18 protein-coding genes are annotated in these 21,322 nt (G+C 60.6%); 15 read left to right on the top strand and 3 right to left on the bottom strand.

The annotated features are described in order from the left end of the window. Positions 1-186: 186 nt before the first annotated feature. Both ACR30Z_RS18970 and ACR30Z_RS18965 read left to right on the top strand, forming a co-directional pair. Positions 187-1,017, top strand: a complete 831-nt coding sequence (locus ACR30Z_RS18970) for an alpha/beta hydrolase family protein (RefSeq protein WP_434374307.1) — start codon at positions 187-189, stop codon at positions 1,015-1,017. Between the two features lie 13 nt (positions 1,018-1,030). Further along, positions 1,031-1,486, top strand: coding sequence for a hypothetical protein (locus ACR30Z_RS18965; RefSeq protein WP_434374306.1), 456 nt, complete (start codon positions 1,031-1,033; stop codon positions 1,484-1,486). Between the two features lie 74 nt (positions 1,487-1,560). Here ACR30Z_RS18965 and ACR30Z_RS18960 read toward each other — a convergent pair whose 3' ends face one another. Continuing rightward, complete coding sequence (locus ACR30Z_RS18960) at positions 1,561-1,818, bottom strand: ArsR/SmtB family transcription factor (protein WP_434374320.1); 258 nt, start codon at positions 1,816-1,818, stop codon at positions 1,561-1,563. Between the two features lie 392 nt (positions 1,819-2,210). Between ACR30Z_RS18960 and ACR30Z_RS18955 the strand changes: the two genes are divergently transcribed. From ACR30Z_RS18955 to ACR30Z_RS18910, 10 genes are read left to right on the top strand one after another with little or no spacing between them, the layout of a single operon-like run. Continuing rightward, positions 2,211-3,284, top strand: a complete 1,074-nt coding sequence (locus tag ACR30Z_RS18955) for a M23 family metallopeptidase (protein WP_434374305.1) — start codon at positions 2,211-2,213, stop codon at positions 3,282-3,284. After that, complete coding sequence (locus tag ACR30Z_RS18950; protein ID WP_434374304.1) at positions 3,284-3,811, top strand: hypothetical protein; 528 nt, start codon at positions 3,284-3,286, stop codon at positions 3,809-3,811. Before ACR30Z_RS18955 ends, ACR30Z_RS18950 begins: the two co-directional genes overlap by 1 nt. Positions 3,812-3,852: 41 nt before the next feature. Next, positions 3,853-5,031, top strand: a complete 1,179-nt coding sequence (locus ACR30Z_RS18945) for a MinD/ParA family ATP-binding protein (protein WP_434374303.1) — start codon at positions 3,853-3,855, stop codon at positions 5,029-5,031. Positions 5,032-5,045: 14 nt separating this feature from the next. After that, complete coding sequence (locus ACR30Z_RS18940; protein ID WP_253469826.1) at positions 5,046-5,390, top strand: hypothetical protein; 345 nt, start codon at positions 5,046-5,048, stop codon at positions 5,388-5,390. 3 nt (positions 5,391-5,393) lie between these two features. Continuing rightward, complete coding sequence (locus ACR30Z_RS18935) at positions 5,394-6,176, top strand: hypothetical protein (protein ID WP_434374302.1); 783 nt, start codon at positions 5,394-5,396, stop codon at positions 6,174-6,176. A gap of 13 nt (positions 6,177-6,189) precedes the next feature. Continuing rightward, a complete protein-coding gene (locus tag ACR30Z_RS18930) occupies positions 6,190-8,058 on the top strand; it encodes a hypothetical protein (protein ID WP_434374301.1) in 1,869 nt (622 codons plus the stop codon). Between the two features lie 28 nt (positions 8,059-8,086). Continuing rightward, positions 8,087-9,649: a hypothetical protein gene (locus tag ACR30Z_RS18925; RefSeq protein WP_434374300.1), complete on the top strand. Its 1,563-nt coding sequence runs from the start codon at positions 8,087-8,089 to the stop codon at positions 9,647-9,649. After that, positions 9,646-11,298: an ATP/GTP-binding protein gene (locus ACR30Z_RS18920; protein ID WP_434374299.1), complete on the top strand. Its 1,653-nt coding sequence runs from the start codon at positions 9,646-9,648 to the stop codon at positions 11,296-11,298. Before ACR30Z_RS18925 ends, ACR30Z_RS18920 begins: the two co-directional genes overlap by 4 nt. Next, a complete protein-coding gene (locus ACR30Z_RS18915; RefSeq protein ID WP_434374298.1) occupies positions 11,295-12,986 on the top strand; it encodes a type IV secretory system conjugative DNA transfer family protein in 1,692 nt (563 codons plus the stop codon). Before ACR30Z_RS18920 ends, ACR30Z_RS18915 begins: the two co-directional genes overlap by 4 nt. Further along, on the top strand, positions 12,983-13,615 hold the full coding sequence (locus tag ACR30Z_RS18910) for a DUF4913 domain-containing protein (RefSeq protein ID WP_434374297.1): 633 nt from the start codon (positions 12,983-12,985) through the stop codon (positions 13,613-13,615). The genes ACR30Z_RS18915 and ACR30Z_RS18910 overlap by 4 nt, the downstream gene beginning before the upstream one ends. 208 nt (positions 13,616-13,823) lie before the next feature. Here ACR30Z_RS18910 and ACR30Z_RS18905 read toward each other — a convergent pair whose 3' ends face one another. Next, positions 13,824-14,636 carry a hypothetical protein gene (locus tag ACR30Z_RS18905; protein WP_434374296.1) on the bottom strand — a complete coding sequence of 271 codons (813 nt, stop codon included), beginning with the start codon at positions 14,634-14,636 and terminating at the stop codon, positions 13,824-13,826. Between the two features lie 384 nt (positions 14,637-15,020). Between ACR30Z_RS18905 and ACR30Z_RS18900 the strand changes: the two genes are divergently transcribed. Together ACR30Z_RS18900 and ACR30Z_RS18895 are read left to right on the top strand one after the other, a co-directional pair. Continuing rightward, positions 15,021-16,193, top strand: a complete 1,173-nt coding sequence (locus tag ACR30Z_RS18900; RefSeq protein WP_434374295.1) for an AAA family ATPase — start codon at positions 15,021-15,023, stop codon at positions 16,191-16,193. 1,070 nt (positions 16,194-17,263) lie between these two features. Next, entirely contained in the window at positions 17,264-19,585 is a 2,322-nt protein-coding gene (locus ACR30Z_RS18895) for a hypothetical protein (RefSeq protein WP_434374294.1), read from the top strand. A gap of 651 nt (positions 19,586-20,236) precedes the next feature. Here ACR30Z_RS18895 and ACR30Z_RS18890 read toward each other — a convergent pair. Next, entirely contained in the window at positions 20,237-20,419 is a 183-nt protein-coding gene (locus tag ACR30Z_RS18890; RefSeq protein ID WP_434374293.1) for a hypothetical protein, read from the bottom strand. 148 nt (positions 20,420-20,567) lie between these two features. Here ACR30Z_RS18890 and ACR30Z_RS18885 point away from each other — a divergent pair, with 148 nt between their 5' ends. Next, positions 20,568-20,855: a DUF4913 domain-containing protein gene (locus ACR30Z_RS18885; protein WP_434374319.1), complete on the top strand. Its 288-nt coding sequence runs from the start codon at positions 20,568-20,570 to the stop codon at positions 20,853-20,855. The last annotated feature ends 467 nt before the right edge of the window (positions 20,856-21,322 follow it).

The raw sequence follows: 21,322 nt of genomic DNA, 5'->3' as shown, positions 1-21,322 counted from the left end.
GAGATTGAGCTCCGAGCCACGAGTAGGACGGACTTACCGGGCGTTTTTGGCCTCGAGATCTTTGGAGAGGATGAACCGGCTGCTGTCGGACCCGTTATTGCGAAGGCGGACAATACTGTCAGGCGCAGCCTCATCCGCAGGCCAGTCTCGCTAACAACAGATTCACGATGCAGGTGGAGTGGCATCGTGGCTGCGACTCCCGAACCCCCGTTCAGTGAAATCCAGGTGCAAACGTCGGTAGGGCCGGCCCCAGCATGGGTTGTGGACAATGGAAGTGATGTCTGGGCGATCCATGTTCATGGCCAGGGGAGTGACCGCCGCCAGCCCTTGCGTGGCGTTGCCAGTGCAACGGCCATGGGCTTGAACTCCCTAATCGTTTCGTATCGCAACGATGGTGACGCTCCGGCATCAGCCGACCGCCGATCCCACCTCGGAGAGTCGGAATGGCGCGACTTGGAAGATGCGCTGCAGTTCGTTTCCGATCGAGGAGGGACCAAATGCATCGTGTTCGGGTGGTCACTCGGTGCCACCATTGCCATGAACACCCTTCAGCGTTCCAGACTCGCAAGCATGATCAAAGGCATTGTGATGGTCTCACCCGCACTTAGCTGGGAGGAAGTTCTCCGAGCTAACGCAAGCCACCAGGGTTGGCCTCCTATTTTGGGGTCCCAAGTCGTATCGCTGCTGGGCTCTAAAGAGCTAAGCAGGCTGGCCGGGATCAGCACGCCTCTGAAGATCAGGAAATCAGACGCCTCAAGGCTGGGCCATCCGCTCAAGACACCTATCCTGATTATTCATAATAGGAAGGATTGGTCGGTACCCTTCGAGACCTCAGCCAGATTTGCTGAAACCCATCCGCAGCAGGTGGAACTCGTTGAGTTTGAGTGCGCCGGCCACACTCAGGAATGGAATTCGGACCCGGTAGGCTGGGATTTGGCAGTTCGTCGCTGGTATGGAAGGTTGTTCCAGCCAAGCACAACTGTGAGCAAAGCCGAGACAACGGCTGGTGACATTTAGATGGGGTTGAATAATGGCTGGCGGTGATACTGCCCGAGATCGGCTCGAACGGGCGGAGACCCTTGCACGCAAGGTAAATTTGTTGTTGGACGTCGTAGTGGCGGAGGGTGGCAAATCCTATGAGTTCGCCGACATACAGATGGGCGTCCGGCAGTACGGATACGAGCTGTCCAGGACCCGCTGGTGGCGCATTAGAAGTGGGGAATCGCCCGACGTGGTCCCGGTGGAGGCACTGGTTGCACTAGCCAATTTCTTTGAAATTGACCCTGTCTACCTCACAGCGGACACTGGTGACCTTCCGGAACGCATCGAGAAAGAGCTGCAACTCCTTAAGACGATGCGGCGAAACAAGCTAAAGAACATAGCCGCCCGAACTCTTGGTGATATTGATATCAAGACGCTAGACGCAATCAACGCTCTACTGGACGACGTAGAAGAGTTCGAAAGAAACGAGGCCGACCCAAACTGATTCATGTTCGAAACATGTTTCACTGGTGTTAGGGTTGAGCCATGTCCACAACGATCGCCGCCCGCAAGCCGTCGTCAACGACCTTCAATGTAATCCACATAGGCTCGCGACAGTTCTCGAATTCTGACGGGCTGCAGCTCGTAAGTAACATCTCGACCTTGACGCATGCCTCGCGGCGGATCGGTCCTGATCAATCCTGCAGCAGCAAGGGCTTCCAAGTGTCGGTTCAGGCTAGGTCGACTTATCTCCAACACATGCTGCAATTGCCCGATTGTAGCGGGACCCAGTATGGCCAACTGACGCAGAACGTCCGCCTGCGCCCGACTGCCCATGAAACTTATTGCAGCCTCAACATTGGAGGGCAGATTGGGGCGGATGAGTCGCGGCATGGGTCCATCTTGCCGGACTATGCACCGAACTGCCGCCTGATCGCTGGATTCACTCTATTGGTAAAGAATAGAGTTGATCTCTGGCTGATGGAGATTCGTCGTCAAAGGTGGCTTTCGTATCAATGAGTCAGCCACAGATTGTCCTAGCCATCAACCTTGTTCCAGCCTTTCTGCTCGGCGCGTTCCAAGCGATGGACTTGATGTTGAGGTCCACGAAAGCATCGAGAAGCCCATGGGGGAGGGACAGGTTTTGAAGAACAGCTGCCGTTCGGCACGCAACGTCCGGCGGATCCGTCACGGCCCAGCTGCCGCAGGCACGGTTCGGTGATGAAGCGATGACAGCCCGTAAAGTCATTACCGGCGCTTCGCTCGTTGCACTGCTGACCTTAGGGCTAGTCACTGTTGTCTTAGATGACAGTGATCCGGCGCAGGCGGCCTCATCGTGTGCTGCACCCGCCAGCGTAGCCGCCGGCCCTGCCCAGGCCGGGGGAGTGACCGGGTTTGATGCCGAGCAGATGAAGAACGCCCGGGCGATCATGAATGCGGCGAAGTCCCTGAAGTTGCCGGTCGCTGCGCAGCTGATCGGGATCCAGGCCGCGATTGGTGAGTCCACGCTGCGTGTCATCGACTACGGCGACGGGGCCGGGCCTGATTCGCGTGGGCTGTTCCAGCAGCGTGCCAATGGCGCGTGGGGATCGTACGCGGACCGGATGGACCCCACCATTTCGGCGACGAACTTCTTCAAAGCCCTCCAGAAAGTGGAGGGCTGGGAAACCCTCGAACCGACCATCGCCATCCACCGGACACAGCGGAACGCGGACCCGAACTACTACACGAAGTTCCGGGCACAGGCCACAGAGGTCTTCAAAACCTTGGGCGGGGAATCGGCAGCAGCGGTGGACCCGTCCGGCGTGTGCCCGGCTGATGGCAACCAGGTCGTGGGGGACTTGGCCGGTAAGTGGGTCGCTCCCATGGAAGGGGCGATCAACAGCAGCGGCTACGGTCCCCGTCCTGCACCTCCCGGCACGGCCGGGGGAGTGCTGGCCAACTTCCACTACGGCATCGACTTCGTTCATCCCGGAGGGCCGGGAACGATCGTGGCATTGACGGATATGAAGATCGTCAAGCTCCGCAACCTCGATGGGCTGTTCGGCACCGGAGTGACCGGCCAGACCGTGGACGGGAAGCTCACGATCGGCATGTACCACATGGAAGCAGGGTCGGTGAAGGTCAAGGAAGGTGACACCGTGGCCGCCGGAACCCCGCTTGGCACGGAGGGTGCGACGGGTAATGTCACCGGCCGCCACCTGCACATGGAGTTTTTCGCCGGCGCCCTTCCCAATCCGATGGTCCCGATCAATCCGACCATTGACCCGACTCCGATCCTGAAAGAGAAAGGAATTCTCTGATGCGCCAGCACCCTGCACTGACAGCCGTCCTGGCCGCCGCCGCATTCTCCCTGAGCGCCTGCGCCGGCAACACCGGCACTGAACCGGCGGCCGGTTCGACTCCCACGGTAAACACCGGCCAGGAGAGCCATCACGCCGGGGACGGCCACGATCACGGTGCGGACGAACACTACGGAATCCCGGAAGTGACGTGGGATGCGGCGGCGGAGAAGTCGGTCAAGGACACCGCGGCCAAGGTCATGGGCCTATTTGCTCGTCCCGACGTCTCCGAAACAACCTGGTTCACTGATCTGGCCCCGTACCTGGCACCGGAGTACGCGGAGGACGCCAAGTACATCGACCCGGCCCGGGTCCCGATCCGGAAGATCACGGACGGCCCAGCGATCAGCAGGGATGCCGGTAACCCGATGACCGTCACCGCGACGTTCGCTACCGACGCGGGCAACTGGACGATGCTCCTGCACCGATCCGGGCAGCAACAGCCCTGGCTGATCACCGCCATATCCCCGCAAGACCCAACGTCATGAACCCACAGACCAAACCTGAAACGAGCGAGAGGAACCATCCGATGAGCACAAACTGGCAGGGGAGCGAACGGAAGAGCCGCGCACCCATCAGCCTGACCGATCCAGAGCCCGAAACCCCGACCGCGGATCCGGCGACGATCATCCACGCTGTACCGGATGCCGAGCCTGCTTCTGCTGAAGTGAAGCCTGCGACGGTGGATCACCGGGAAGCACCGTTGGTCAGCGGCCGCCGCAGCGCAGCTGTGCTGCGGAAGGAGAACGTGAACGACCAGCTGCCGCCGGCCACCGGCTGGCAGGCGTTCCTGCGGGCGGTCAGTTTCGGTCTGATCAGGCCCAAGGTAGGCGCGGCCGAGCTGGCACGCCGGGCCGATTTGTCCGCGATCCAGCGCGTGTACTCCCGCCCGATGCAGATCATGGTCGCCCAGCCTTTGGGTGGGGTCGGCAAAACGATGTGCAGCGTCGGTCTGGGCTCCACGTTCGGGATCCACTCCGGCCAGCAGACGCTGGTGTGGGACAACAACGAAATGATGGGCACCGCCGGCGTCCGGACCAACGCGAACGACTCCACCCGCACTGTCTGGGACCTGTTGAACGTGCTGGAGTCCTTCGAGACCGTCACCGCCCGCAAGGGCGAGCTGTCCTACTACACCCGTCACCAGGGCAACAACCAGTTCTCCGTCCTGGTCGCCGACGAAGATGCGGACCGGATGAAGTCCATTGGTGCCGACGAGTTCAACCGCATCCACACGGTGGTGAGCCGTTTCTACGACACCATCATCGTGGACACCGGCAACAACACCCGCTCAGCGAACTGGCTCGCCTCGATCGAGGTCACCGACCAGCTGGTGATTCCCACGACGCTCAAGCGCAACGCCGTGGTCTCCGCTTTGCGGATGATCGAACAGCTCGAATCCATGTCCGAGCGCACCGGCAACCCGCACTACAAAGACCTGGTGGCCAACGCCGTCGTCCTGGTCACCCAGGGCGGCGGGGCGAAAGTCTCCGCAGCCGAGCAGGCGGAGCTTCGCGAGAACCTGGCCTCCGCGGTACGGGTCCTGATCGACATCCCGTATGACGGGGCGTTGGATACCGGCTCGATCATCGACTGGCAGCTCGTCGGCGACCCGGCCCGCCGCGCCTTCGAACGCGCATCAGCGGAAATCGCTGAAGGCCTCTTGGCCATCGACCGTGCCACCTCCACCAAAACCATCAACCTCTAAGGAGCCTAATAATCATGTTCACCACGATCCGCAACGAAATCATCATCCGCAGCGCCGTACCCACCATAGACAATCCCTTGGACGGCGTGACGCCCAGCATCGACGTCCTCGGTGTGAAGTTCACCGGAGCTGTCCAGATGATCCTCGGTGCCCTCTGGGCTCTCGTACTGGTTCTCCTCGCAGGCGCCTTCCTCTGGAACCTCATGAAGTGGGGCGTCGCCCGCAACCGCGGCCACTCCGACGACATCGAAGAAGGCGCATCAGGGGCCAAGAAGACCGGCATCGCCTTCGGTGCCGCAGCCGGAGCAAGCGTCATCATCGGCGGCATCCTGGCACTCGCCACGGCAGCAGGGGCCTAACCTATGCGGAAGCACTGGAAACTCCTCACAGCATTGGGGGCGGTGATTCTGGTCATCGCTGTTGCGGTCGTACTTTTGAACCCGCCGGCACCAGCGGCCAAGCAGGATGACCCCGGGGCACTTCAGGCCTCCGGAAAGTTCGGGTTCCCCGTCTCCGGAATCAAAATCGGTGAAGGTGGGACCAAAACCGCCAGCGACGGTAAAACCATCACCGGCTACAGCGGCAGCTGTGACTCAGCCGCCCAGGCCGCCGCCAACTACACCCACCTCATCAAAGACCTGAAACTTGATACGTGGGCACAGCAAAAGAAGACCCTCACTGAGGTAGCCAAGTCGGGTCCTTGGTTCGAGAGGATGACCTCTTCGAACAACGTCCTCGCCGCAGCGAAGAGTCCGGTTCCTGGGTCTTTTGAAGGTGGGTGGTACTCGCGCACTGATGTGGCTGCTGGTGGGTTGTACCGGGTTGCCAGCTGCGACGAGCAGAAAAAAGCCGTTGTGCAGGTGTTCACTGGAGCCGTTTCCGCCAGAGTCAACAAGGCTGCGAACGGTGTCTTCCAGACTGTCACGTTTGAGCTGGTGTGGGATGGTGACTGGAAGATTTCCGATGCTGCGATTGTGGCCAAGGGTCAGGATTTCGGCGGTCGAGTCAAGGACGCCGGCCCGATGAGCGTGGGCACCAATATGGAGGACGAACCCACTCCGGTTCTGCGGGACGATCTGGTCAACGCCTTCTTCAAGGACATCAGCCGTGAGGGGTGGGTTGAGTATGCAAACGCTAAGCGTTAGCAGGACGATCCGCATGGTCGCCGTCTTCCTGGCGTTGTTCCTGAGCTTCGATGTCGTCTCCGCCGGGCCAGCACAGGCAGCGGACGAAGTAAGCAAGTCTGAGAAGTTGAACGCAGACCAGCTCAAACGTCTCGCAGGGCTGCCGGAGGACCAGCGAATAAAGATTAAAGACCGGCTAAACCAGGAACTGGGCAAGTCAGCTTGCGCCGATCCTTGGTTTTTCGGAGCCATGGGTGGCAGCAACTGTGAAAACGTTGCGGCCAAAGCGTTCGGTACCTTCCTGACTACGCCCGAGAAATCCCTCGACTACGACGGCAGTAACACGGTCCCGTTCTGCGCGGCGCTGTCCGGAGCTGGTGCGCCGGCCTCAGCCACAGCGTGGTGCGCCCAAGGGGCCGCGTTTAGTGAATTCGCTCCCATTGCTGGCGTGGTGATGCGGACGGCCATCTCGGCGATGCCGGGCGGTCAGGTCGTCCTGGGCACGGTCGATACCGTGGCGTTCATCGCGAACGCGAAAAATGGCTTCGAGGACTTCGCAAACACGGTTAAGGCCGAGGGCGTGAAGTCCACCAACGAGGTACTGAACAACCTGTTGAAGGTCTCCGAATTTGTGGTAGACGACGGTTTCCGCGCAACGTGGGCATTGTTTTCCGGAATCGGCATCATCGTCATGGTTTTGATGTATCTCAAGCTCTGGAAAGACGTCTCGAACGAAGAGATCGACATGGAATCCGTCAGGGACTCGCTGTTCTGGTACGGACCTCTATCCATGATCCTGGTGCTGTTCGGTCCTCCGATCGGCTACGTGATCAACGGATGGATGAGCGGCATCACTGAAGGGATCACGTTCTGGACCTCAAGTAGGGTCACGGATTTCGGTGTCGCTATCTCCCGATTCGCCTCCTATGAGTCCAGCGGCGCATTCGGACCCCTGGCGGCCGTCTTGCTGTTCGGTCTATTGTTCATCTCAGCCTGGGCCATGCTCGGGTTGCTCGCGCTACAACCTTTGGCCCTGTATCTGCTCGGGTTGGGTATCGCGATCATGATCGGCTTATTGATCCACCCGAAATACCGCCAACGAGTAGGCAAGATCGCCTCATTGTGGCTCGGCATTTCCTTCTCGAAACCGTTGCTGCTGCTGATCATGGGTGCCGTGTTCAGCTATATTTCCACCCGACCAGCCTTTAGTGGTGAGGGTGTGGACGACGGCATGGTGAACGCCACATCGGTGTTCCTGGCCGCGGCCGCGATGTGCGTTCTGGCCTTCGCCCTGCCGATGCTCTACAAGTTCGTCCCGATCATGCCATCGTCCTCGACCAGCCTTGGTGAGGGCCGCCAGTCCATCGCCGGGCCAGCAATGGTCGCCGGAGCAGGCGCGGCGATCTCCTCGGCAATCAGGCAGAAACGGACTGCCCAAGTCCAGTCCGGAGCAAACCGTGGCGGAGGTCCTTATGGCGGCGCGGCGGCCACGAAGGGCCCATCTTCGATGACACCACAATCAGAGGGCCAGGGCGGTTCCGGACTTGGATCGAACGGCTCCGGCATCTCCGGACGCCGCAGTGCAGCCTCCAGGGTTCCCAACGAGCAGGGTACTTCTTCCTCGGGCCAAGACCGTCAAGGCAGTCAGGCCCAGGGGCAGCCGGAAACCCGCATGATCGGGGAGCTGCAGAAAGCAGACCGCGCCGGGACCGGCGGGGCGAAGGCAAGCCAAGCGTTGAAAACCGGTGCCGGGGCAGTGGGCCGGGGATCGGTGAAGGTTGCAGCCGGTGGCGCGACGGCGTTCCTGCTGGCGGGCCGGGAAGCGGCACGTCAGGCCTCCATGCGCGGGCAGCGTTCCGCCCGTTCGATGGCACCGGATACCGACCACATCAGTGGCCGGTAAGAGAAGTACAGGCAAGGAGTAGGTAGTCATGGGAAGAATGGTTGTTGTCGGCGGCGAGGTCCAGAGCCGTGGCCTGTTCGGGGGAAACCGGACAGCACCGGAATGGATCGGCTTGTCCGTTTCCATCGGTGCCGCACTGATAATCATCTTGGCCGGCGGCAGCCAGATCGTTGCCCTGATCCTCGCCGCGGTGTTGGTTCTGGCAGGAGTCATCCTGACCACGCCCAACAAGCTCTCCGGCCACCGCTCCTTGGGTGCCATTTTCGTGGAGGTCCGCCACAAGAAGGTCCGCGCCAAGAACAAGTCCCTGATCTACGTCCCGGTGAAGGACCGCCCGCAGACAGGGATGATCAAGGCCGGGAAAAAGGACAGTGATCGCGCCGACGCGAACGGCATGATCGAAGTCCCTGTCCGGCATAAGGACAACGCACCGCTCATGGTGGGCACCGTCCGCCACTTCGCCATCGACACCCCGGAAGGGCCGCTGGTCATCTTCCGGCATCAGGGCAAGGTCAAGAAGTCCTACTACACGGCCACGATGGAAGTCATGGGTTCTTCCTCGGGCATCCAGGAGGAATACCGGAAAGAATCAGGACACGTCGCCCGTGGCCAGTACCTCGCCCGGTTGGCCCGCCGACAGTCCCTGGTCACCCATATCCAGACCCTCGCCCGCGCCGTGCCGATGGACTCGGCCGACCACCTGCTGTGGGTCAAAAAACGCGTCGCACAGAATGTTCCACGGATCCTCTTGGAGTCCTACGGCGAGCTGTGCGAGACGACCCGCTCACGCTCCGAACAGCACCGTACCTACGAGACGTTCCGGATCCCCGGCTCCCCGGCACTGTACCGGCGCGCGGAAGCGTACGGGGCAGGGGACGAAGCCATCGGTCAGGCCATCTATCAGGAAATCCGCTCAGCCATGGCCCAGGCGTCCATGATGGGTTCGATCACCAACTCCCGTCCCCTTGGCCCCCAGGCCATGGCCGCGCTGCTGCGCCACCTGCAGGACCCGGACTTCGACATTGACGACTACGACGGTGCCAACCTGATGGACTGCTGGCAGCACCTTGACGGCGCATCGTCTCCCATCTCGGTGGTAGTGAATGATCACTGGCACATCCGCACCGGCTACGTGCCGGCCCCTGCATTCAGTCCCGCACCCATCCCGGTCGAGGCCTTGGAAGCGATCATTAGCGGCATCCAGCCCGCGGTCGTGCACTCGGTGTCCATGGTGATGGAACTTGAAGACGCACGCAGCGCACGCTCCAAGGCCCGGACAGACGCCGCGATGGACAGGGCCACCGGAAACAAGGTCGCCAAGTCCGGTGTCGTCACCGACGGCACCGAAGAGGTGCTGATGGGGGCCTCCCACCAACGCCTCCTGGATCTGAAGCCAGGCTCCGGCCACCACGGCGCCGCCTACGGGCTGTATATCTCCTTCGCCGTGGAGGACGCGAACGAGATCCTGTCCACCACCGACATTGTTGAGGCCGCTGCCTCCGATGCCGGTATCGAGTTCATTGACTGGCTGGACCACCGCAACGACCTCGCCCTGATCACCACCATGCCGTTCACGAGGGGAATCCGATGAGCACCACGAACGATGTCAAGCGTTTGACCCTGCCATGCGCTGTGGCCAGCAAATCCAAGCGGACACTCCGGGCCCAGGCCCGTGACGGGCAGCTGGAACTCGAAGCAACTGCAGCTGGCGCCGCCGCCGAGGGTTTGCGGCGCAACAAGCCATTGAACAAACCGGTGAGCAAGCGGGCGGTGAAGAAGGCGGAGAAGAAGGAAGCCAGGGACCGTGAGCTGATCGAAACCCAAGCGACCGCCGAGACACGCTGGCACCACGAACGTAAGTGGGCTTTCGCCTCAAAGCTGGGGTTCTACGATCCTGCAGCACCGGGTGTGCCGTCTTCGACCCGGCAGATGGAGTTCTCGCATATGGCGATTGCCTCCCCGCCGACCTCGCACCGTGGCCTGGTGTTCGGGGTTGATGCTGGTTCGGGGTGGATGATCGTCCATGACCCGTTCACCGCCTACGGTGACACCCTGGAATCCCCGAACGTCTGCTACATCGGTGACCTTGGGCAGGGGAAATCCTCGGCCATGAAGACCTGGGGCGTGCTCCGTCAGCTGATCCTCGGCCGCCGCGTGGTCGTGATCGATAAGAAGTACCAGAAGGACGTCGGCGGGGGAGAGTACACGCCGCTGGCACGCAAGCTCGACGTGGCCCCGGTCCGGTTCAGCATCGGTGGCGGTGGATCCCGGATCAACATCCTGGACCCCCGTATCGCGGCCCGGTTGAACGAGGAAAACCACGACAGTGCAGAATCGCTCAGCACCCCGGCCGGCCAGTCCATGCTGGTCCGTGCCGTCATGGAAGAAGCCCTCCGCCGGCCGATGACACCCAAGGAAGGCAAAGCAGTCCGCATGGCGCACCGGCAGGCGTTGACGGATGCGAAGAAGGCCGGGGAAGTCGCGCACATCGGGCACGTCCTCAAAGCCCTCTACGAGCCCAACGAAGCCGCCGCGAAAGCCACTGACCTGACCGTGGAAGAGCTGCGCGAATGGGGCCAGGACCCTGCCTTTGAGCTCGAACGCATGATCGAGGACGACCTGGCCGGTCTGATCGACGGGGAGACCAGCTCCGACATCCAGCTCAACGCCGGCCTGACGGTCTTTGATGTGTCTCTGCTCCCGGAGGACGGCCCGGCGCTGCCGATCGTCATGACGATCATCAACACCTGGCTGGCGAACACCCTCTACCGGCAGGAAGAAGCGGTCCCGACGGTGTTGCTGATTGAAGAGGCCTGGCACACCGTGCAGGGCTCGGTGGCCACGGTGACCCGCCGCAACACCAAACTCTCCCGTGCCCTGTCCCTGTCGTGCCAGTTCGCGTTCCACCACATCTCCGATATCCCGGCGGACAGTCCGGCGATTTCCATGCTCAAGGAATGCGGCACGGTCCTGCTGTACAAGCAGCAAAAGAGCGCCGATGCGCTGGCCTGCGAAGAGATGTTCACCCTCCCGGCCGGGACGGCCGACGTGATCACGAAGCTGGTCAAGGGAACGTGCCTGTTCAAAATCGACCAGTTCGATCCTTTCGAGGCCATCCACGTCCGCAGCCCGTTGGAGGTGGAGCTGACCGACACGGACGGTGCCATGAAGTCCACCTCCACGATCGCGTTCACCGAGGAAATCAGCACCGACGAAGCCATGGAGGTTCTCCCGGCATGAGCAAGCAAACCTCGACAGACACACTTCTGAAGCTGGGCCTTGCCGGATCCGTCGTCGTCTTAGCGGGCCTCGCTTGGGTCTCCGCATTCTTCGGTGAGCTCCTGACACCGACGGGAATGCCCTGGACAAACCTTTCCCAGCTGGTGGCCCGGTTCAAGGAGGGCACCTTCGCCTGGCCGCAAGCGGCAACATACATCCTGATCGTGCTCGCGGTTCTTGCTTTCCTCGGCATTGCGTTCGTGACCATCGTGCTGGGGGGCAGCAAGCCGACGGACGACGGCCTGCCCCGGTACAAGGACCTCGAGCCCCGGATGGGCAAGAAATCAGCCTTGGCCAAAGCCCGGCAGTCACTTCACCTGCCCGAAGACGCGGCCGAAGCGGACATCATTGTCCCTGCGTTCAAACTCGACGGCAAAGTCCTCTACGTCCAGCATGAAGATTCCATGTGGGTCTACGCGCCGCAGCGCTCAGGAAAGACCCTCTATATTGCGGTGGGAATCGTGTTGGATGCGCCGGGCCCGGTGCTGGCGACGTCCACGAAAAACGACCTGCTGATGTACACAGCAGTGTCGCGCAAGCGGCGCGGCCGCGCGCAGGTCTTTGATCTGCAGGACATTTCCGGTTGGCATGACACGATCAGCTGGAGCCCCGTCGCAGGATGCGAGGACCCGGACGAAGCCCTTGCCCGTGGCAAAGCCTGGGCCGGTGCCCAGCCGATGGGGAACGTGAAGAACGGGGACTGGTTCAACTCCAAGGCCGCAGCGATCCTGGGCCGGTTTCTGCACGCCGCGGCGCTCGATGGTGGAACGATTGAGGACGTTGTGCGCTGGTCCAACAACTTCGCAGATCCCGAACCTCTGGAAATCCTCCGCGAACATGGGGCACCTGCGGCGTTCGCTGAACGCCTGCAAGCGCTGACTTCCTCCCGTGCAGGCGAAACGGTGGACTCCATCCAGGAGACCCTTGCTGGGTTGCTGGAGCCTCTGTCCTCGCCGAAGGCCCTGAAGTTCCTCACCCCTGGCGAAGGCCAGGGCTTCAATGTGGACGACTTCCTGACGGGGGCAAATACGCTGTACCTTCTCACGGACGGGGAAGATTCCCCGGTCGCTCCATTGGTGACGATGTTCGCGGACCACGTCTTCCGTAAAGCACAGAAGATCTCCCAGACCCGCGCCGGCGGTCGCCTGTGGCCGGTGTTCACGATGGTTCTGGATGAAGCACCCAACGTCGCAGCCTTCCCCAAAATGGCCGGTGCCCTCTCGGACTCCGGCGGCCGCGGTATCCGCATCATCGGGTTCAGCCAGTCATTCGCCCAGAACCGCGCCCGTTGGGGAGACGACGGGGCCAAGGCAATCCGCGGCACCTCGTCCCTTCGCCTGTTCCTTCCTGGGCTGGAAGAAATGTCCGAACTCGAAACCGTGGCGAAAGCCGCCGGCACCACCCACCGCAAGCGCATCTCCACCTCACAAGGTAAAGGTGGATCCTCGAAGACCACCAGTGAAGAGGAACGCCCAGTGATACGTGCCCACGAAATCCAACAACTTCTCCAGGGCAAAGCCTTCATGCACTACACCAACGTCCGCCCGGCCGTCGTGGAACTGACCCCGTACTGGGAACGGGACGACATTGAACAGATCAAAAAGGACAAGCAGGCCGCCGAAGCCATGACCCGCCGGATCACCGCATGAGCGAAGACCCCTACGCCGACATCCCGTTGCCGGACGAGGAGCCTGCACCGGAAAACACTGGTGCAGGCAGCGAGGCAGGGGCACCCGGCATAGCACCGGCTGGCGTTGATGCTGACGGCGTTTTGCCCTCGGTCGAGGAACTGGTGCTGGACCATGACGGCCAGCTGGGCCAGCTCCGGGCAGACGTTGACGGGTTGGTCGGTCTGGTCGGGGATCTTCTGCGGAAGCCGCCCGCCGAGAAGCCTGCGCCCTGGAACTGGAAGGAGCTGGACGGCCCCGGTAGGGTCGCTCTCCTCACGGAACTGCGTCAATGGGTTGACTGGTACAACAGCCGCCACGGAGTGACCGCCGATTCCAGGATCCCAGGCTGCTGGTACCGCCACGGCCCGGTCGTGGAAGAACTCACCGGCGTATGGACCGCCTGGCGCGCAGCCTACTACGGCCACAAGACCCCGAACGACGCCCCCGCATCCTGGCACGAACGGATCCTGTGGCCCGCCATCGCCCGGATCACCAAGAGCAACTGGGGTCTATCAGCATGCATCCCCGCACACAAGGACCCCCGACCCAAGACAGAGCCTTCCACCGACGACGGATTCACAGCCTTCACCGCCACCCTGAATGGCTGATCCGGTTCCACGAGACGGCACAAGAGCGCACAGTGCTAAAGCCCATCCACTCTGGTGGGGCTCGAATGGTGCGGCCTCTCACCGCGTGGGTCTCATGTGGTCAAGTTTTCTCACAGCCAACCTCAAGCTTTGGGTGGGCATAATGCGACCGAAGCTTCGGTCAACCGCTATTTGACTGGGGCTTCGCCAATTCCGGCGCAGGGAAGTGTTAGAAGTTACTGGATCTGCCCACGTACGAGGAGTCAAAAACATTTGCGGCCGCAGGGCGGCTGAAGTGTCTTCTGGCGGCATTTACGATGTAGGCCCACTCATCCGAGGCAGCCCACTCCGGTTTGTCGACCTGATCTCCGGCGCGTATCCGTCTCGAACCATCCGTGAGGCCTGTGACTGCGGTTCTTGAAAGGTGCCAATCGTGCGTCGGGCGATATATCCCCTCCGTCGTCAGGTACCAAAGGGAGTCGTCAGGTCCTATCGTTTCAATGAGCATCCCCTCAAACTGGTGCCGCCCGGGAGACTTGTTGCTTGCAGCCACCGCGGCCTGGATACCTTTTTCGAATCGGATGCGGATCGTTGTCCAGTCGATCCTTTCCCCAAGTGGGCGTCCCCGGTTCTGGGTCAACCTGTCAGTAAGACGTTCCACGGCATCGTAGAACTCCTCCCCGGGCTCCCAGACGATGGCTACGCTTAATTGCGGATTACCCGGCGTTCCGGTCAGATGCATTTGGGAGTCTGCAGCGGTGCGGCGAATCTGCCGGTCGTGGGACATCCCCGAGGTGTAAGGCGGACCCCAGCGCAGGCCAATACGAAGCTTTCCTGGTTCTTCGTCCGCCTGAACTTCCAGCTTGTTCCCGAAAAGCGCTCCAACGCGCGCGGCTTCTTCAAAGGCGCGCTTCACCCGTTCGTAAGTGAAATCCTGAGCGAGGTTATCGAGCGCCTTGCTCTGATTGGCGAACCTCGTCTCGTAAAGTGAATCGATCCGCTCCGACAGGGGCGCCAAACGATCGTCAATTTGGGACTCCACCTCCCCTCGCAGTTCATCCCTGACGCCAGCTGCGGCGTGCGACACAGTGTCGGTCACGACTTTCCTCAGCAGCGGTTCGCACAGCAGCAGGGCGGCCGCCGAAAGGATTCCGACGCCGAAGTTGGTGAAGATGGATTGCCAGACGGGCCAACTATCATCCGAGGTCCAGGAGAACCAGCCCGAAAGAAGGCGAGGGCGGTGACAACCGCTCCGAGAAGAATCAATGCCAGCACCCAGGTCCGCTTTAACCTGTGCCGGGGAGTCGTCGTGTCCACATCGACACAGTACAGGTGCCTTAGCCTCCCGACACCCCAACCATAAAAATGTATGAGGCCATATAAGTAATCTCTTATATGGCCTCATATTTTTCTATAGACTGTCACCATGGATTCCGATCTGAACCCCTTTTCCCCTGGTTCTGGGCTTAAGCCGCCGGCCCTAGAGGGTCGCCAGGCTGAAATAGACGCGTTCGACCGACTGATTGTGCGAACGAAGCGCCAAGCTTCGGAACGAGGCATTTTGCTCTCGGGACTTCGCGGGGTAGGCAAGACGGTTCTGCTGAACAACTTCGCGGCCCAAGCTGAGCGGCATGAGTGGTTCGTGGTCCAGATCGAGGCCCAGCCATCCCCCGAAGGTCGAAAGGCAACGAGGCAAAAGCTTGCGCGGGCCATCGAGGCCGGCGCGAGACGGCTTCGGGCCAAGTCGGCATGGAGCTCGGTGAAAGATGTCTTAGGCAGCATCGGATCGTTCAGCGTGACGCTCGGATTCACTGGGGTCACGGCAACCCTGGGAACGACTCCAGGTAGAGCGGATTCGGGGAACCTCGACATCGACCTTGAAGAGCTCGTGGAAGACATCGCAATGGCGATGGCCAAGAACAAGGCCGGCTTTGGGATGTTCATTGACGAAATGCAGGACCTTGACGACGAACTGCTCGGTGCCCTGATTTCTGTGCAACACCTGGCAGGACAGAAAAGCTGGCCCTTCTTCATTATCGGTGCAGGGCTGCCTAATCTGCCAGGGAAACTAAGCGCCACCAGATCCTACTCAGAACGGCTTTTTGACTACCGTGTAATCGGCGCGCTCGACCACGCCTCGGCAGCCGACGCGATCGGCCTACCCATGAACAAGCTGGGGGCGCACCTGGATTCCGATGCCCTTCGGGCGCTCGTCGCAGCGGCGGAAGGATATCCCTTCTTCCTGCAGGCCTACGGCAAGGCCGCTTGGGACGTGGCCTCCAGCAAGAGAGTCAACCTCGATGACGCAAGGCTGGCCATCGAAATTGGCACAGAGCAACTGGACGCGGGCTTCTTCATAGCTCGTTGGCAGCGGGCCACTCCTGCTGAGCGCCAGTATCTACGAGCCATGGCTGAAGACAACGACGAAGCATCCTCGACAGCGACTGTGGCCGCGCGACTGAAAAGAGCCGCTAGCCAACTGACCGTCGCCAGGGCAAACCTCATCGCCAAGGGCCTGATCTACGCCCCCGATCACGGAGCTGTGCGATTCACAGTTCCGGGTATGTCCGGTTTCATCAGCCGCCAATATGAGGACTAGCCGTGACGAATACCTTCACTGATCAGCAGCTCGGCATGGCCGTGCGTGCCATACAGGCATATGACGCAGTAGTGGTCGTAGGCGCCGGACTCTCGGCCTATGGCTATCCCATGACCGCCGAGCTTTCTCCGTTGATTTGGCAAGCCATTGATGCAGATCCGGAGGCTCTGCATGACCTACAGGCACGAACTGGCCTATCAGGGCCGACGAAGGAAATCCTGTCACAAGCAGGCGACAAGAACTTCGGCTGGCAACTGATCCGAGACCATAGCGGAGCCCGAAGCAACTTCCAGAACGCTTTTGTGCAGCTCGATAGCGACCGGACACCGTCCGCGGCCCACCGGGATATAGCCCGGCTCGTCCACTTAGGACGCGTTGAAGTGGTCATCTCCTACAACTGGGACTCGTGCCTGGAGCGCGCCTATGAGGAGATGTTCGGTGTCCAGCTACCGGAGGGAAGCCTTTTCAAGCCACACGGTGATGTTGCTATGCCCAATAGCTCGTGGACGCTTCCCGATGAAGCCGGCTTGGTGCCGGACAAGGTGCTTCAGAAGTTGGCTGCACTGGCAGTTAGGCCCCATTCGCTGGTGGTCATCGGTTACAGCGGATCCGACGATGTGGTTGTAGAGAAGCTTCTGGATCCTCTGGAGAGCAGCTCCTTGGTAGTCAAGGTCGGGCCTTCGGCTAGGGGAGAGGGGGCTGTTCCCGGAACCGCAGATCAGGTGTTGGCCGCCCTCATCCTTCAACTCGAGCCGAGTGAAGGGCTGCCAGGGTGGCGATACGTGACTTTCCGGCAGCAGCGCGATTTCAGCGCCGCTCTTAGGGGAGAGCGCCTTCGTCCTACGGATGTTAAGGCGTGCCCTGAGCTACCTCAGGCGTCCAGGCTCGCTGATCGGTTGAAGTCCGTGCAATTTGCCACAGTGTCGGGGCCGAGTGGGTCGGGGAAGTCCATAACAGCCTTCCACGCTGCCCGGCGCCTGAACCAGCTGGGCTGGGCGGTAGTCCAGCTGGCCAGACCTGGCGTGGTGAGTCGAAGGGATCTGGCTGACTTTGGCCGGATCCGTGGACCGGTGCTGGCTGTAGTTGATGACGCCCAGGCCATTGACCCCGGAATCGTGGCGGATTTTGAGGCATGCGTTGATGCCGGCCATGCCGTGCTGTTGGTATCAACAGAACGCTTGGAGACGCGAAACGACGAGATGGTTCTCGCTTCACAAGCGCAGCGGGTAATTTTCGAGTACTGCAAGGTGAACATCGATGAAATCGGGCCATTGCTGTCTTCGCTCGACAACCGTGTAGGTAAATCCCGTTTCCTGGAAGCTCCCCTTAAGCGTCTGGAAATGGCCAACGAAAGCACGACGGAGCCATGGGCGTTCATGTATGCAGCGTCGGGAGGGGACCGGAGAATTTCCACCGCTTTGGACAAGGCAGTGGACAACAACCATGCGGCCGTCGTTTTTTCCTTGATTTGCATCGCTCAAATGACGACCCAAGACGCCGGCATCGCGGAGGAGAATCTGCAGGAGTGGGCTCATCTGGCCGCCCCTGATCTGTTCTCAGATGAGGCCGGCTTCAGGAAACGGGAATTTGAGGATGGGATCCGTCTACTCAGGGCAGAACGCCTGGTCACCAGCAATAATGGTCGGATGCGCGCCTCCCATATCCGGGTTGCCGATCAGGCGCTGCGGGAACTTGGTCGCAGAACCGAACACAACATCGGCACTCTGGTCATGGCATTTGTACGGCGCTGCCTGCTGGACCCTGAATTATCCGTGCGCGGCAAACTGTGGCTGCTGCGGACATTCGATAACTCCGAAACCTACCGGCACAGGCTGCGAGACTCTTTTTTGGATGTCGTCGTGATCGATGCCCTCGTGGACCAATGCCTGAAGGCGTCGCCCGGGCATGAGCGCGGCACGGCACTCTACCTGCTGTGGGACGTGAACTTCATCCACGCATTCAACGAACTGCAGGCTGCGCGTATCGCAGAGAAGATCACTCAATGGCTGCCCACCATCACAGCTGACGAGGCCTTTGGCTTTCACTGGGTGCTTAGCGGACTGCGGTCCCGGCATGAGGGACTCCATGCCCAGATCGGCCAAAGCGTATCGGCGCAAATGCTAGGACATCGACTCTCAGTCCACGGCACGCGGCGCAGCGCAGCCAGCTGGGCCGATGTAGTCCGTGAATTGTCTCCGGAACCGGAACACGGACTAGAGGCGTGGCGTGACGAGCTCCAATCCGGGATTGATGAGGGCGCCTTATGTGCCTGGCTCTCTGATACCCAAGAGGGGTCACAGCCTTTCGAGATCTATAACCTGATCAACCGGTTGGTGGAGTTTGTCCCGTCTACTGCAGTGGCAGCCTTTAGGGCCTGTTCAGCCAGTCTGGTTGCTTCCTTTGAGAAGGACTTGGTCGCGGCCGCGGAGGGCTTTTCCGCTTGGTTCTTCGGTCCCATGCACTTCATCGTTGCTGATCTTTCCCCTTCGCGAGGTGCCGAGCATCAGGAAGTAGAACTGCACGACGAGGTCACTTCCGAGGGTGAAGAAGCAGGCTCGGACGAAGACTATACGGCGTTCTTCGACGAGCATGAGAGTGAGCTTCGGCAGCTGGCATCCGAGACCCTGTCGGTAATGCACTCGGTGAACTGGTTGTCGGCGGTAGGCACATTGGACAGAAGGGAGCTGTACGAGCTTGAAAACCTTGACCTGCTCTTCGCCTGGCTGGCGGTGTTGTCTGTTGAGATCACCGACCAGATTGCCGAGGCCATACCAACAGACTGGCTTGACAGGGTCGCCGCGGAAGAAGCGCAGACTACAAACGGCAGCCTTACGCGACTATCCCATGTTCTCCAGTACCTCACTGATGGTTCCCGCGGGAAAGTGATCGTACGGCAATTCCTTGACCGCAACGAGGAACGGATCCAGACCTTCCCGGAGGAGTTGATCGCCCAGTACCCGGATATTGCGGCGGAACGAATCCTGAATGGCCGCCGTGTCGGTGTGCAGTCGCCCAAAGTCGGCGGGGGATGGAGTGCGCTCAGCGAAGACCTCGAAGCAATAGCAGCGGCGGATCCTGGTGCTGCAAAGCAGTATCTGCGAGGATCCTGGAATCAATTGATTGAGGACATCCAGGATGTTAAGGAAAACCAATTGGAAAAGGTAGGTCGATTCTTCGATTTGATCGACAGCCTGGATCCGACGGTTCTGAATGAACTGATTGGGCTAGTCGATAAAGAAGCGGTGCAGACATCCTGGAGCGGGCTTAATGCGGGAGCACCTGAGGCAATCAAGAAGTTGCTCCGCCGTGTCGCCCGTACCAGCGGACACATTGGAGAGATAGCCAGGGACCTTCTAGAAGGGAGCAACACCAAGGAACAGGGGGCGGGTTGATGGCTCCCTAGCTGGCGTGTACCTGCGCTCAGCTCCGGCATACGCCCGGTCCCATCGACCACCATTTCGCTTCACAGTTCCATTGAAGCTTGCGATCAGATACATCTTCAGCCCACTGCCTGGAACTCCGTCACCTAGAGCCAAAGGTCCGCGGCGCAGCGTGCCAGAGGCTGTTTATCGACCGATTGGACATATAGCCCTCGGATCTGTATAATTGTTCATATAAGGACAAAGAAATAAGTTCTCCCGGTTCACGACCGGATTGTCCACTACTCGCTCGGTCGGGGGTTCGATTCCCCTCGCCTCCACAACCACGGGGGCGTAGCTCAGTTGGCAGAGGAAGCGATTGATTTGGCACGAGAGTGTGCATTAAGGAAGGCGCGGAACACCTATGTTCCGCGCCTTCCTTAATTTTCCAGCGACTTTTAGTTCCCTGACTGGCTAGCGCGGGAAGTATCCCAGCGACTTCGGGCCCGTTGCCCGGTGATGCCGAAGGCCCTGCCGATTTTGTCCCACGAGAGGCCATCGGACCTCGAGCTGGGCCTCTATCTGCTTGAGTTGTTCATGAAGAGTGCGGAGATGCAGGTCAGGAGCGATGTGGAAGTGTCACTGTTCCAGGAACAGCGGCTCCAGGTCTTCCCGGTCGCTCACCTAAGTGGCGTAGATGCGACTGCGGGCGAGGTCTTCTTCGGCGGGATCCCAGACCCGGGTCCACAGCTGGTCCATGATGACGTGTTTCCGGTGGGGTTCGCAGCTGCAGGCGACTTTCCAACCAACCACCTGTGACGGCGGCCGCCACGCCGGCGTCGACGGGTCGTCGTTTTCCCAGACCATCTTGCCGTCCGGCGTCAGCAGGCTGATCTGCCGAACCGAAACTGGACGACACTTCCCCCAACGACGAGTCCGCGGAAGCACCTGAACTGTTCCACCCGAACGTCGCCGCCTTCGTCAGCGACAAGTCGCCACCACCTACCGACGCCAGATCAACGTCCAAGGCGGAACCACATGGTGCCCCCAATGGTGGAAACACGCCGAAGCAATCAGCCGTTTTGAATCCCTCTGGCGCGCATGGGAGTACCTCCGCCTCGACGGAACCACAGGCATGAGCGTCCGGTGGCGAGACTACGCCGACCACCACATGAACGAACTCCTCTCAAGCGACGGACCTTTCAAAGGCTGCAATCCCGACGACGGCCCCGCACTAAACTCGCCCCGTTACCCTGTCGCGACCCGCCGTTCGGGCTGTTTAGGTCTTTCTCCGAGAAGCTAGCCAGACTTCAGCAACAAGAGATCTCGACGTTGGGGGTTTCTCCGGTCCTAGAGGCCGCGCGGATGAGCTGCGAACTGCATGTATCTTAAGAGAGGTTCTTGCTCGCAGAACTCTTGATCCTGCCGACAAAAGGCCTAAGGGGGCTGACACTTTGCCAGCGCTGACCTCCACGGACTCTCGGGCGTCGGACCTAAAACTTCATGGGGCATGACGTGCAGCGAAACAATCAGACCGTTCTGCGCCGCATCGGATCAGCTGAACCTGGGACAACGCCCACGCTGGACGTTATCTTCGTTCACGGGCTGAACGGCGATGGCATCACAACGTGGAAGCAGGATGGTCTCACCGAATCATGGCTCGAATGGCTCAGCCAAGACATACCGGCCATCGCAGTATGGGCACTAACCTACCCTGCCGGCGCTACCAAATGGACAACCGCAGGCGAGGGCATGGCATTGCCTGACCGG

The organism is Paenarthrobacter sp. FR1 (assembly GCF_051106045.1).
In the GTDB taxonomy this organism is placed as follows: Bacteria; Actinomycetota; Actinomycetes; order Actinomycetales; family Micrococcaceae; genus Arthrobacter; species Arthrobacter nitroguajacolicus_A.
The sequence above is the reverse complement of the archived record's forward strand: the minus strand, read 5'-3'. Positions and strand labels throughout refer to the sequence as shown.